We start from the raw sequence: 13,318 nt of genomic DNA on the forward strand, positions 1-13,318 counted from the left end.
CCTCAGCAGGTTTCCACCAGCATGGCACCGCCCTGGCCGCCGCCGATGCAGATGCTGGCGACGCCCCGCTTGCCGCCCCGGGCTTTCAGGGCATGCAGCAGGTGCAGCACGATGCGGGCGCCGGAGGCGCCCACCGGATGGCCCTGGGCCACGGCGCCGCCATCCACGTTGAGCTTGTCCTGGTCCAGGCTGCCCAGGGCACCGGGCAGGCCCAGTTCCTCGCGGCAGTAGGCATCGTCTTCCCAGGCCTTGAGGCAGCCCAGCACCTGGGCAGCGAAGGCCTCGTTGATTTCCATCAGGTCCACATCGTTGAGGCCCAGGCCGTGGCGCTGCAGGATGGGAGTCACCGCATGTACCGGGCCCAGGCCCATCTGGGAAGGATCGAGGCCGGCCCACTGGGCGTCCACGATGCGGCCCAGGGGCTCGAGCTTCCAGCGCTTGACGGCGCTTTCGGAAGCCAGCAGCAGCCAGGCGCCGCCATCGGTGATCTGGGAACTGTTGGCCGGAGTGACCCGGCCGTACTTCTTGTCGAAAAAGGGCTTGAGCTTCTTCATCCCGTCCATGCTGGCATCGGCCCGCACGCCATCGTCCTCGGCATAGACGGTGCCGTCGTTGCCGACCAGGGGCACGATCTCGCCGAAGGCCTGCTTGGCCCGGCCGGCCATGACCCGCTGGTGGGAGCGCACGGAAAAGGCATCCATCTCTTCCCGGCTGATGCCGAAGCGCCAGGCCAGGTTTTCCGCCGTCTGTCCCATCAAGAGGCCCACCACCGGATCGGTCAGGCCCTTCATCAGGCCGATCACCGGATTGAGCAGCACGCTCGGGCGCAGCTTGAGGAAGTGCCCGGCCTTCTGGCCCAGGGTCTTCATCTGCATCATGCCGGCGAACCACAGCACCATGGCGTCGTTGTAGAGCAGGGGCGCCCGGGACAGGGCGTCCACGCCGCCGGCCAGGACCAGTTCGGAACGACCGGACTGGATGTTGGCCATGGCCGAATCCAGGGCCTGCATGCCGGAGGCGCAGTTGCGCATCACCGTCCAGCCCGTCACCTTGTTGCCGCAGCCCAGGCGCAGGGCCGCTACCCGGCCGATATTCACCTCGTCCGGGCTGGGGCTGGCACAGCCCAGCACCACCTCGTCCAGATCCTCCGGGGCGAAGGGCTGGCGGGCCAGAAGGGCCCGCCCGGCCTGCACGGCAAGATCGGCGGCCGAGAACGGGCCGGGCCCGTTCTTCGCCTTGAGGAACGGGGTGCGTGCCCCATCCACCACGTAGACCGGCTCAAATGCTTGCTGCTGGGCCATGTCTCTCTCCTTTGGTTTTGTCTTTTACGTTTCTGCTTGTAATCGTCCCGGGATCACCCACAAGGGGCGCCCCGGGATCGTGGGTCCTGCTGGCAGGGCGTTCAGGCCGCCTTGCGCACTTCCGGCTTGTTGAGGGCCGTGGCCACACCGAAGTCGGGGGCAAAGTCGTCCACACGGATGACGATGTCCCGCAGTTCGTTGCGCCGCTTGATCACTGCGTACTCGGCGGCAGACAGGACGCCGGCCTCGTAGGCGGCCAGGGCCACATCGCGCACGTTGGCGAGGGGGTTGCCGTCGAACTTGCCACTCTTTTCCGCTTCCCGGATCTTGGCCTCGATGGGCTCGGCTTCCAGGGTGGCGGTCAGGGCCAGCTCGATGGCGCCCACGGCATCCGCTTCCGTCTTGGCGACGAAGCAGCCGGCGGTGAGGCGCTCCCGGGTGGCGCTGGGGGAGATCAGGGCCTTGGCCACCTGATGGCCGATGTCGTCGGACGGCACCACATGGGGACGGCCGAAGGGGAAGATGACCTTCTTCAGGAACCAGCCCACCAGCGGGCTCGGGTAGTTGGCGAGGACGCCGTCAAAGGCTTCCTGGGCCTGCACCAGGGAATCCAGCACCGACCAGTGCATGAGGGCCGCATCGGCCTGCTGCCGGCCTTCCGCCTCGTAGCGCTTCAAGGTGGCGGAGATCAGGTACATCTGGGCCAGGATGTCGCCGAGACGGGCGGAGATTTTTTCCTTGCGCTTCAGACCGCCGCCCAGGACTAGCATGGAGACGTCGGAAAGGAAGGCGAAGGCAGAGGAGAAGCGGGTCAGCTGCTGGTAGTAGCGGCGGGTCTCCGGCGCCACGTCGGCACCGACGCCGGCGAAGCGGGCACCTGTCAGGCCCAGCAGCAGGGCGCGCACGCCGTTGCCGATGGAGAAGCCCATGTGGCCGAACAGTGCCTTGTCGAAGCCGACCAGGTCGTTCTTCTGGGCGGCCTGCATTTCGGCCAGCACGAAGGGATGGCAGCGGATGGCGCCCTGGCCGAAGATGATCAGGCTGCGGGTGAGGATGTTGGCGCCTTCCACGGTGATGCCGATGGGAATCTGCTGGTAGGCACGGCCGAGGAAGTTGGAGGGGCCGAGGCAGATGCCCTTGCCGCCGATCACGTCCATGCCGTCATTGACCACCTTGCGGGCCCGTTCGGTGACGTGGTACTTGGCGATGGCGGAGACCACGGAGGGCTTCTCGCCCAGATCGACGGCGCCGGCGGTCATGACCCGGGCGGCGTCCATCATGTAGGTGTAGGCGCCGATGCGGGTAAGGGCCTCTTCCACGCCTTCGAACTTGCCCACGGCCATCTTGAACTGGCTGCGGACCCGGGCGTAGGCGCCGACGGCACGGGCGGTGAGCTTGGCCATGCCGGTGTTGGAGGAAGGCAGGGAGATGGAGCGGCCGGCAGCCAGACACTCCATCAGCATGCGCCAGCCCTGGCCGGCCATCTTGGGACCGCCGATGATGAACTCCAGGGGCATGAACACTTCCTTGCCCCGGGTCGGACCGTTGTGGAAGGCGGCGTTCAGGGGGAAGTGGCGGGTGCCGATTTCCACGCCGGGGTGGTCGTTGGGGACCAGGGCGCAGGTGATGCCGATATCCTTCTTGTCGCCCAGCAGGCCCTGGGGATCGTAGAGACGGAAGGCCAGGCCGAGCACGGTGCACACCGGGCCCAGGGTGATGTAGCGCTTGTCCCAGGTGACCTTCATACCCAGCACTTCCTGGCCCTGCCACATGCCCTTGCAGACCACGCCGTAGTCGGGGATGGAGGCCGCATCGGAACCGGCCCAGGGGCTGGTGAGGGCGAAGGCGGGCACGTCGATGCCCTTGGCCAGGCGGGGCAGGTAGTGGTTCTTCTGCTCGTCGGTGCCGTAGTGCAGCAACAGCTCGGCCGGGCCGAGGGAGTTGGGCACCATGACGGACACGGCCAGGGCGGAGGAACGGGTGGACAGCTTGGTCACCACCTGGGAATGGGCGTAGGCGGAGAATTCCAGGCCGCCGTACTTCTTCGGGATGATCATGCCGAGGAAGCCCTTGTCCTTGATGTACTGCCACACATCGGGCGGCAGGTCATACAGCTCGTGGGAGACCTTCCAGTCGTCGGTCATGGCGCAGGCCTGATCGACCTCGTTGTCCATGAAGGCCTGTTCTTCGGCCGTCAGCTTGGGCTGGGGATAGGCCATCAGCTTCTGCCAGTCAGGCTTGCCGCGGAACAGCTCGCCCTCCCACCAGACGCTGCCGGCTTCCAGCGCCTCCCGCTCCGTGTCGGACATCTGGGGCAGGATGCGCTTGTAAATGGAGAAAAGAGGCCGGCTGATCAGGGCCCGACGCAGAGGACGGACACTGATCAGCACGGCTAACGTCAAGAGTGTTGCCACACTCAACAGAGGGATGATGCTCATGGATGCTGTCTCCTTTTATGGTCTCGCGGCCAATCTGTGTCGGCTCTTCGAGTTGTTATTCCGTGGTTACTACAAGGTTTGCAACTTCAGCTTTCGAACTGGGGCAACTGGGCACGCAGGCCGCCGAGGAGGAAGGACATGAGCCGAGGCAGCAGCTTGTCCAGCCCCTCGTCCGCCTCCTGGGGCTCGATGCCCCAGTCGGTGACGATGCGCAGGGCGTCCGTACCGGCGATGGCGTAGGACGTGGCGCCGAGCATGAAATGGAAGCGCCAGACGATTTCCGCCTTGGGCACATCCGGCAGGGCCTTGAACAGGGCCTGCTTGTAACGGTCCACCACCCCGGCGTATTCCTCGGCGAAGAAGGCGCGGATGAAACCGGAGGGTTCGGTCATGGTGCGGCCGATCAGGCGCAGGAAGGTGCGCCCGCCCAGGGCCTCGTGCTCGGCCATGCGGATCAGGGTGCCGAAGAAGGCATCGACGATCAGAGACGGCTTGAGGGGCTTGCCGGCGGCTTCGGCCTCCAGCTCGTCGAGGATGCGCAGGCGCTCCTGGTTGAGCCAGGTGAGACGGCGGCGGAACACTTCCTGGATCAGCTGTTCCTTGGAGCCGAAGTGGTAATTCACCGCGGCCAGATTGACCCCGGCGGCGCCGGTGATCATGCGCATGGAGGTCCCTTCGAACCCGTTCTCGGTGAACAGGTGTTCGGCGGCGTCAAGAATGCGCTCCCGGGTATCGGCGCTGTTCTTGGCATCGGCGGGCGGCAGGGACTGGGCAGCTTGGGTCATGTTGGGGCGAGCTAAATTCAAACGAGTGTTTGAATCATATGTTTAAAAAAAATGAAGTGCAATAGATTCGGTAAAGTTTTTTCAAGGCGTCTTTACACGGCCACCGGCACCGGCCCGAAAGCCAATAGGGACGCCACTTTCCAGGCACGGCAGACCAGCAGGCCCGCCCCTTCTGCCTCCCGGGCCGGCGCCATTGCGTTACCACACCCCTGCCCGTCCCGCTATCAGGAAATCCCGCACAAGTGCCGGGGCCCGGCGGCGGCCCCCTGCTAGAATTGGGCCATGCGCCGCTCATCCTCTGCCCACCTGCCCCGCCCCGCCGGCGAAGTCCATGCCTGGCCCACCATCCGCACCCTGTTTCCCTACCTGTGGCAGTACAAGTGGCGAGTTTCCGCCGCCCTGATCGCCCTGGTCAGCGCCAAGCTGGCCAGCGTCGCCGTGCCCCTGGTGTTCAAGCAGATGATCGACAGCCTGTCGCCCCAGGAGACGGCCCTGGCCCTGCCGGTGCTGCTGCTCCTGCTCTACGGCGGCCTGCGCTTCGGCACCGCCCTGTTCACCGAGCTGCGGGAAATGCTCTTCGCCCGGGTCACCCAGCGGGCGGTGCGGCGCATCGCCCTGGAGGTGTTCCGCCACCTGCACTCCCTGTCCCTGCGTTTCCACCTGGACCGCCAGACCGGCGGCGTCTCCCGGGACATCGAACGGGGCTCCCGCTCCATCTCCAGCCTGATCAGCTACACCCTCTATTCCATCCTGCCCACCCTGGTGGAGCTGGGCCTGGTGCTGGGCATCCTGCTGACCCACTACGACTGGGTCTTCGCCGCCATCACCGCCGCCTCCCTGGTGGCCTACATCGTCTTCACCGTGCAGGTGAGCAACTGGCGCATCGGCATCCGCCGCGCCGTCAATGAAATGGACTCGGCTGCCAACTCCCGGGCCATCGACAGCCTGCTCAACTACGAGACGGTGAAGTACTTCAACAACGAGGATTACGAGGCCAGGCGCTACGACAGCCAGATGCAGCAGTGGGAGGATGCCGCCACCCGCAGCCAGGTCACCCTCTCCTTCCTCAATCTGGGGCAGCAGGCCATCATCGCCGCCGGCGTCACCCTGATGATGTGGCGCGCCACCGCCGGCGTGGTGGCCGGCACCATGACCATCGGCGACTTGGTGCTGGTCAATGCCTTCCTCATCCAGCTGTACATGCCCCTCAACTTCCTCGGCGTGGTGTACCGGGAAATCCGCCAGGCCCTCACCGACATCGAGCGCATGTTCAAGCTGCTGGGCGAAAACCGGGAAGTAGCCGACGCGCCGGATGCCATCGCCCTGCCCCCGGGCCCGGCGGAGGTGCGCTTCGAGGCGGTGGATTTCGCCTACGATGCGGCCCGCCCGATCCTGCACGACCTCTCTTTCACCATTCCCTCGGGCCACACCCTGGCGGTGGTGGGCCACTCCGGCGCAGGCAAGTCCACCCTGTCGCGCCTGCTCTACCGCTTCTACGACGTCAGCGGCGGCGCCATCCGCATCAACGGCCTGGACCTGCGCCAGATGACCCAGGACAGCCTGCGCAGCGCCATCGGCATCGTCCCCCAGGACACGGTGCTGTTCAACGACACCCTCATCTACAACATCCAGTACGGCCGCCCCGGCGCCACCCGGGAGGAAGCCATTGCCGCCGCCCGGGCCGCCCAGCTGGAAGCCTTCGTCGAATCCCTGCCGGAGAAGTGGGAAAGCCGGGTGGGCGAACGGGGCCTCAAGCTTTCCGGCGGCGAGAAGCAGCGGGTGGCCATCGCCCGGGCCCTGCTGAAGAACCCGCCCATCCTCATTTTCGACGAGGCCACCTCGGCCCTGGACTCCAAGACCGAGAAGGCCATCCAGGCCCAGCTGGAGCTGGCGGCCCGGGGCCGCACCACCCTCATCATCGCCCACCGCCTGTCCACCGTGATGGAGGCGGACGAAATCCTGGTGCTGGAGGCCGGCCGCATCGTCGAACGGGGCCGCCACGCCGAACTGCTGGCCGCCGGCGGCGCCTACGCCCAGATGTGGGCCCTGCAGCAGCAGGAAGAACTGGGCGCTGCCCTGGCAGACGACACCCCCAGCCTGGAGCCGGCCTGATGCGCCGTACCGTGCCGGCACCGGCGGCGATGACGGCGGCCGCCTGACCATGTCCAGATCCGCCCACCCCAGCCTGCCCTCCCGCGCCCGCCGCCGGCTGCGGCGCCAGCCCCTGCCGCCGCGGCTCACCGCCCTGGTGGTGCTGGTGGTGCCCATGGCCATGACCCTGTTCAGCTGGCAGCAGCTGCGCCACATGGAACAGCAGCAGGCCAGCGCCGCCTTCTCCCGGGAAGCCTCCCGGGTCTCCGCGGCGATGGAGGAACGGCTCAACGACTACGCCCAGGTGCTGCGCGGCGGCTCCGGCTTCCTCCACGCCACTCCCAATCCCTCCCGCCAGGCCTGGCACCAGTTCAGCGAACAGCTGGAACTGTCGCGCAAGGTGCCGGGCATGCTGGTGCTGGGCTACCTGCCCCGGGTGGCGGCAGCCGACTTGCCGGCCTTCACCCAGCGCATGCGGGAGCGGGAAGGCGTCACCGGTTTCTCGGTGCGCCCCCCCGGACCCCGGGATGAATACTTCCCGGTGGCCTTCATGGCGCCGGAGGCGCCCCTGCGCAGCGCCTTCGGCTTCGACGTGGCCTCCGAGCCGACCCGCCGGGAGGTACTGCAGGCCGCCCGGGACATGGGCGTGGTAGCCATGTCCGGCCCCATCCGCCCGATGGCGGACCCGGAACATGCTTCCCCCAGCCTGCTCATGGTCGCCCCCCTGTACAGCACCAACGGTGTGCCGACCATCCAGGAGCAGCGGCGGCAGGCACTGCAGGGCTATGTCTTCACCCTGTTCCGGGTGGATGAATTCGTCGACAGCCTCAGCCTCAGCGGCAGCGCCCAACTCAATATCCGCATCAGCGACGACAGTGGCGGCAGCAGCCAGACCAAGCACCTCTACGGTGCCAGCGGCAGCGGCCCCAGCAATCCCCTGTCCGAGGAGCGCAGCTTCTACTTCGGCGGCCGTTCCTGGCAGCTGCACCTGGAAAGCCAGGACCCGCCGGAGCAGGGCCCCGAGCTGCCCAGTTCCCGCATCCTGCTTTTTTCCGGCACCGCCATCAGCATGCTGCTGGCCCTCCTGACCCTGCGTCTGGGCAGCCGGCGCAGCTTCGCCGAACAGCTGGCCCGCCGCCTCAGCCACGAATGGGCAGAGGCCAACAGCCGCCTCACCGGCGTCTTCGCCGCCCTGCCCGACCTCATGTTCGAGCTGGACCGGGACCGCTGCTTCCGCCACTACCACGCCCCCAACGAAGGTGAGCTGTTCGTGCCGCCCCACAGCTTCCTCGGTCGCCATCCCCGGGACATCCTGCCGGCCTCCCTGGTAACGCAGCTGGAGCAGTGCTGCGACCGGATCGATGCCGGTGTGCGCCTGCAGATCATGGAGTACCAGCTGCCCCGCCACGACGGCGAGATCGGCGAGTACGAGGCCCGCATCACGGCCATCGGCGAAGGCGGCTACCTGATGGTGGTGCGCAACGTCTCCGAGGTGCGCCGCACCCAGCAGGCCCTGCTGCAGGCCAACGCCCGCATGAAGTCGGTGTTCGACTCGGCCACCGAAGTCTCCATCATCACCACCGACACCGAAGGCCTGATCACCGTCTTCAACCGGGGGGCGGAGAAGATGCTCGGCTACAACGCTGCGGCCATGGTCGGCCAGGCCACCCCCGCCATCCTGCACCTGCCGGAGGAGGTGGAGGCCAGAGCTGCCGAACTGAGCCGGGAGTTCGGCTGGAAGATCCAGGGCTTCGAGGTCTTCGTCACCCGGGCCCGCCTCACCGGAGCGGAGCGGCGCGAGTGGACCTATGTACGCCAGGACGGCAGCCACCTGACGGTGAGCCTGGTGGTGACGGCCGTCTACGATGAAGCCCACAACGTCACCGGCTTCCTCGGCGTGGCCGTGGACATTACCGCCCTGAAGACGGCGGAGGCCGAGTTGCGCCGACACCGGGACCATCTGCAGGAGCTGGTCAGCGAGCGCAGCGCCGACCTGCTGGTGGCCAAGGAGGCGGCGGAGTATGCCAACCACACCAAGTCCGAGTTCCTCGCCAACATGTCCCATGAACTGCGTACCCCGATGCACGCCATCCTCAGCTTTGCCGGCCTGGGTCTGAGTCGGGCCGGCAGCATTCCGGGGGCGGAAAAGCTCAACCACTATTTCCAGCGCATCCGGGAAAGCGGGGAGCGGCTTCTGGCCCTGGTGAACGACCTGCTCGACCTGTCCAAGCTGGAGGCGGGCAAGATGTCTTTCGAGCCGAGGCCGGTGAATCTGCGCCCCCTGATCCGGGAGGCCGCCGGCGAAATGGAGTCCCTGCTGCAGGAGAAGAGCCTGCATCTGGTGCTCGACGAACGGGGGCCGGCAGAGGTTTACTGCGACCCCCTGCGCTTCGGCCAGCTGATCCGCAACCTGCTCTCCAACGCCATCAAGTTCTCCCCCGTGGGCGGCGTCATCCAGGTGGGCTTTGCCCCCACCACGCTCTCTTCGGGCCGCCGCAGCGGCGACCGGGGCAATCGCAGCGCCGTGGAGATGACGGTGCGCGACGAAGGGGTCGGCATTCCGGTGGACGAACGGGAGCTGGTCTTCGACAAGTTCGCCCAGAGCAGCAAAACCAAGACCGGCGCCGGCGGCACCGGCCTCGGGCTGGCAATATGTCGCGAAATCGCCCTGGCCCATCGCGGTACCATTGTGGCCAGAGGCAACGACGGCCCCGGCACCTGCCTCGCCGTGACCCTGCCGACCCCGGAAGCCAGCCCCTCCATCGAGGATAGAGCATGACCCATCACCTGCTGATAGTGGACGACGAGCCCCTCAACCTGGAAATCCTGTCCGAGTATTTCGACGGCCAGGGCTACCGCCTGAGCATGGCGGAGAACGGCGAGGTGGCCTGGGCCATGCTGAGGCAGCATCCGGACGTGGATCTGGTGCTGCTCGACCGCATGATGCCCGGCATCGATGGCGTCGAGTTGCTCAAGCGCATCAAGGCCGACCCGGAACTGAAGCCCATTCCGGTCATCATGCAGACTGCCGCCTCCGCCCCAGAACAGGTGCGGGAAGGACTGCTGGCCGGCGCCCTGTACTACCTGACCAAGCCCTATGAGAGGGACTCCCTGCTCTCCATCGTGCGTGCCGCTCTCGCCGACGGCAACACCCGCCGCGATCTGCAACAGCGCCTGCGCGAGCACACCAATGCCCTGCGCCTGATGGAGTCGGCCCGTTTCAGCCTGTCCACCCTGGACGAAGTCGGCTGCCTGGCCGTCTTCCTGGCCCAGGCCTGTCCCGAACCGGAAGGGGCCGTCCTCGGACTGTCCGAGTTGCTGGTCAATGCCATCGAGCACGGCAACCTGGGCATTTCCTATGAGGAGAAATCCTCCCTGAAACGCAGTGACCGCTGGCAGGAGGAAATCAGCCGCCGCCTGCAATTGCCGGAGAATGCAGGCAAGCGGGTGGATGTCACTTTCGAACGGGACGGGAGCACCATCCGCATCTGTATCAGCGACCAGGGCGAGGGCTTCGACTGGAGCCGCTACCTGGATTTCGATCCGGCCCGGGCCTTCGACCCCAACGGTCGCGGCATTGCCATGGCCCGCCTGGGCAGCTTCCAGGACCTGCAGTACCAGGGCAAGGGCAACGTGGTCTTGGCCACCATCGGCGAGACGCTCCCGTGACGCGCAAGAGCCCGCCCCTGCGCATTCTGGTGGCCGACGACTCCCCCAGCATCCGCCAGATTCTGCTGGCCCTGCTGGGACGCCAGGGACACCAGGTGATCGCAGCCGAGGACGGCCAGCAGGCCCTGGATCTGTTCCACCGCCACCAGCCCGACCTGCTGCTGCTCGACATCATGATGCCTGTCCTCGACGGCATGGAGGTGGCACGGCGTATCCGGGCAGAAAAGCTGGATCGCTGGGTGCCCATCATTTTCCTCTCGGCCCTGGACCGGCGCGAGAATCTGGTGGCGGGCCTGGAGGCCGGCGGCGACGACTTCCTCGCCAAGCCCTTGGATTTTGCCCTGCTCGATGCCCGCATCCGCTCCATGCACAAGGCCCTGGACCTGCAACGCCAGGCGCGGGAGTCCTATCGGCAGTTGAAGGCCATTTCCGACAACGTCCTCGACGCCATCGTCACCATCGACGTCCACGGCCGCATCCTCTCCTGCAATCAGGCCACCGAACGGATTCTCGGCTGGCGCCCGGAGGAACTGCGGGGCCAGAACGTCAATGTGCTGATGCCCGAGCCCTATCACTCGCGCCACAACGACTACATGCGGGCCTACGTGGAAGGCGGCCCGCCCAATGTCTTCGGCTACGGGCGCGAACGCCCCGCCCTGCGCAAGGACGGCACCGTATTCCCCGCCGAGCTGGCGGTCACGGAAATCCGCGACGGTTCCCAGCGCATTTTCATCGGCCTGCTGCGGGACGTGACCGAACGCAAGAATGCCGAAATGAAGCTGATGGAGAATGCGGCGGCCCTGCAGCAGTACTACGATCATGCAGAAGAGGAAAACCAGTTGGCCGCCCGCCTGCTGGACAAGCAGATGCTGCGCCCGGGACTGCAGGATAGCCATGTTCGCTACTGGCTCAGCGCCGCCAAGAACTTCAGCGGCGACGTGGTTGCCGCCACCCGCACCCCGGATGGTTCTCTGGTAGCCCTGCTGGCAGATGCGACGGGCCATGGCCTGACTGCGGCCATCAGCACCCTGCCCCTCCTCACCGTCTTCTATGGCATGGCGAATCGGGGGCTGCCCCTGGAAAGCATGGTGGGGGAGATGAACCGGCACCTGAAGGCATCCCTGCCCACCGGCCACTTTGTGGCGGCCAATGTTGTTCTCCTTGATCCGGCTACCGGCACCGGCCAGGCCTGGTGTGGAGGCATGCCGGAATCGTTGTTGTTGGACGGCGACGGGGAAGTCGTCCGGACCTTCGCCTCCCGCCACCTGCCATTCGGCATCCTCGGCACAGATGAATTTGAGGCAAGCATTGACACCTTCCCGTGCACACCAGGGCATCAGCTGATGCTCTATTCCGACGGCTTTAAGGAAGCGGAGGGGAAGAACGGTGCCCAACTTGGCCACGCCGGCTTGCGCGAAATCCTGCGGGGCGTGCCCCCCGAACAACGGCTAACCGCCCTGCAACAGGCATTGGCCGAACACCTGGCCGGCAGCCCTGCCCAGGACGACATTTCCGTTTTGCTCCTGGATTGCTGACGCAACACGGAGGCAAAAGTGTCGGCCCTGCGGCAAACGCAGGACGAAAAAAAAGCCAGGCAAGCGCCTGGCTTTTTCTGGGGAGACTTCAGCCTTAGGCTGCTGCTTCCTCGGCAACTTCCACAGCTTCGCCTTCCGGGCGATCCAGCAGTTCGACCAGAGCCATCGGGGCGTTGTCGCCCTGACGGAAGCCGCACTTCAGGATGCGCAGGTAGCCGCCGTTGCGGGTGGCAAACCGGGGACCCAGCACGTCGAAGACCTTGACGACCATGTCGCGGTCGCGCAGGCGGTCGAAGGCCAGACGGCGGTTAGCCAGGCTGGGCTTCTTGCCCAGGGTGATGATCGGTTCCACCACGCGGCGCAGCTCCTTGGCCTTGGGCAGGGTGGTCTTGATCACTTCGTGCTTGAGCAGGGAATTGCTCATGTTGCGCAGCATGGCCAGACGGTGGGCGCTGGTCCGGTTCAGCTTGCGAAGACCGTTACGGTGACGCATTTTCTAATCCTCTCTCGTTCGGGCCGCGTTAGACTTTTTCCAGACCCGCGGGCGGCCAGTTTTCCAGCTTCATGCCCAGAGTCAGGCCGCGGGCGGCCAACACTTCCTTGATTTCATTCAGCGACTTGCGACCCAGGTTCGGGGTCTTCAGCAGCTCGTTCTCGGTCCGCTGAATCAGATCACCGATGTAATAGATGTTCTCGGCCTTGAGGCAGTTGGCGGAGCGCACCGTCAGTTCCAGGTCATCCACCGGGCGCAGCAGGATCGGATCCACCTGCACCGGCTTCTGGGCCTCGACCATGGGGGCAGTGCCTTCCAGGTCGGCGAACACAGACAGTTGCTCCATCAGGATGCGGGCCGCAGTGCGGATCGCTTCCTCGGGCTCGATAACACCGTTGGTCTCGATGTCCATGACCAGCTTGTCCAGGTCGGTACGCTGCTCGACGCGAGCGCTCTCAACCAGATAGCTGACACGACGGACCGGGCTGAAAGAAGCATCCAGCACCAGTTGGCCGATATTCTTGGTATCACCCAGATTGCGCATGGTACCGGGGACATAGCCGCGGCCCTTTTCCACCTTGATCTCCATGGACAGCTTGCCGCCGGAGGAGATGTGGGCGATCACGTGATCGGGGTTGATGATCTCGACGTCGTGGGTGGTCTCAATATCGGAGGCGCGGACAATGCCCTCGCCGTCCTTACTGAGCTTCAGCACGACTTCGTCGCGACCGTGGAGCTTGAAAACGATACCCTTCAGATTCAGAAGGATATCAACGACATCTTCCTGCACGCCATCGATGGTCGAGTACTCGTGCAGGACGCCGTCGATGCTCACGTCGGTCGGCGCGTAGCCGGGCATCGAGGAAAGCAGAATACGCCGCAGGGCATTGCCCAAGGTGTGACCGTAGCCGCGTTCAAACGGCTCCATCACAACCCGGGCCTGTACCGGCGACAGGCTCTGCACATCGATGATGCGCGGTTTCAGAAGTCCAGTGCTTTGCATGTG

9 protein-coding genes are annotated in these 13,318 nt (G+C 65.8%); 4 read left to right on the forward strand and 5 right to left on the reverse strand.

Annotated elements, in window-relative coordinates; translation table 11 throughout:
* Window positions 1-2 precede the first annotated feature (2 nt).
* The 3 genes from EV678_RS08945 to EV678_RS08955 all read right to left on the reverse strand — a co-directional run bounded on the left by EV678_RS08945 (window position 3) and on the right by EV678_RS08955 (window position 4,524).
* Window positions 3-1,301: an acetyl-CoA C-acetyltransferase gene (locus EV678_RS08945; protein ID WP_130459227.1), complete on the reverse strand. Its 1,299-nt coding sequence runs from the start codon at window positions 1,299-1,301 to the stop codon at window positions 3-5.
* 101 nt (window positions 1,302-1,402) lie between these two features.
* Window positions 1,403-3,739 carry an acyl-CoA dehydrogenase gene (locus tag EV678_RS08950; protein ID WP_130459228.1) on the reverse strand — a complete coding sequence of 779 codons (2,337 nt, stop codon included), beginning with the start codon at window positions 3,737-3,739 and terminating at the stop codon, window positions 1,403-1,405.
* Window positions 3,740-3,825: 86 nt separating this feature from the next.
* Window positions 3,826-4,524, reverse strand: a complete 699-nt coding sequence (locus tag EV678_RS08955; RefSeq protein ID WP_130459229.1) for a TetR/AcrR family transcriptional regulator — start codon at window positions 4,522-4,524, stop codon at window positions 3,826-3,828.
* A gap of 282 nt (window positions 4,525-4,806) precedes the next feature.
* Between EV678_RS08955 and EV678_RS08960 the strand changes: the two genes are divergently transcribed.
* Genes EV678_RS08960 through EV678_RS08975 form a run of 4 tightly spaced genes read left to right on the forward strand, consistent with a single transcriptional unit; the run spans window position 4,807 to window position 11,819 of the window.
* Window positions 4,807-6,636, forward strand: coding sequence for an ABCB family ABC transporter ATP-binding protein/permease (locus tag EV678_RS08960; RefSeq protein ID WP_130459230.1), 1,830 nt, complete (start codon window positions 4,807-4,809; stop codon window positions 6,634-6,636).
* Window positions 6,637-6,685: 49 nt separating this feature from the next.
* The gene (locus EV678_RS08965; protein WP_130459231.1) at window positions 6,686-9,394 is read left to right on the forward strand and encodes a CHASE domain-containing sensor histidine kinase; all 2,709 of its coding nucleotides are present in this window, start codon (window positions 6,686-6,688) and stop codon (window positions 9,392-9,394) included.
* Entirely contained in the window at window positions 9,391-10,284 is an 894-nt protein-coding gene (locus EV678_RS08970) for an ATP-binding response regulator (RefSeq protein WP_130459232.1), read from the forward strand. Before EV678_RS08965 ends, EV678_RS08970 begins: the two co-directional genes overlap by 4 nt.
* Window positions 10,281-11,819, forward strand: a complete 1,539-nt coding sequence (locus tag EV678_RS08975) for a SpoIIE family protein phosphatase (RefSeq protein WP_130459233.1) — start codon at window positions 10,281-10,283, stop codon at window positions 11,817-11,819. Before EV678_RS08970 ends, EV678_RS08975 begins: the two co-directional genes overlap by 4 nt.
* 94 nt (window positions 11,820-11,913) lie before the next feature.
* On the opposite strand, the gene rplQ is transcribed toward EV678_RS08975, so the two are convergent.
* Window positions 11,914-12,312 (reverse strand): 50S ribosomal protein L17, encoded by a 399-nt coding sequence (rplQ, locus tag EV678_RS08980; RefSeq protein ID WP_014235452.1) that lies wholly within the window; start codon window positions 12,310-12,312, stop codon window positions 11,914-11,916.
* A gap of 28 nt (window positions 12,313-12,340) precedes the next feature.
* Window positions 12,341-13,315 (reverse strand): DNA-directed RNA polymerase subunit alpha, encoded by a 975-nt coding sequence (locus EV678_RS08985; RefSeq protein WP_014235453.1) that lies wholly within the window; start codon window positions 13,313-13,315, stop codon window positions 12,341-12,343.
* Between the last annotated feature and the right edge of the window lie 3 nt (window positions 13,316-13,318).

It is taken from the genome of Azospira oryzae (assembly GCF_004217225.1).
Classification (GTDB): Bacteria; Pseudomonadota; Gammaproteobacteria; order Burkholderiales; family Rhodocyclaceae; genus Azospira; species Azospira oryzae.

Coding starts and splice junctions, on each gene's coding strand:
- EV678_RS08945 (WP_130459227.1), bottom strand. CDS start 1,301: ATGGCCCAGCAGCAAGCATTTGAGCCGGTCTACGTGGTGGATGGGGCA.
- EV678_RS08985 (WP_014235453.1), bottom strand. CDS start 13,315: ATGCAAAGCACTGGACTTCTGAAACCGCGCATCATCGATGTGCAGAGC.
- EV678_RS08955 (WP_130459229.1), bottom strand. CDS start 4,524: ATGACCCAAGCTGCCCAGTCCCTGCCGCCCGCCGATGCCAAGAACAGC.
- EV678_RS08970 (WP_130459232.1), top strand. CDS start 9,391: ATGACCCATCACCTGCTGATAGTGGACGACGAGCCCCTCAACCTGGAA.
- rplQ (WP_014235452.1), bottom strand. CDS start 12,312: ATGCGTCACCGTAACGGTCTTCGCAAGCTGAACCGGACCAGCGCCCAC.
- EV678_RS08965 (WP_130459231.1), top strand. CDS start 6,686: ATGTCCAGATCCGCCCACCCCAGCCTGCCCTCCCGCGCCCGCCGCCGG.
- EV678_RS08950 (WP_130459228.1), bottom strand. CDS start 3,739: ATGAGCATCATCCCTCTGTTGAGTGTGGCAACACTCTTGACGTTAGCC.
- EV678_RS08960 (WP_130459230.1), top strand. CDS start 4,807: ATGCGCCGCTCATCCTCTGCCCACCTGCCCCGCCCCGCCGGCGAAGTC.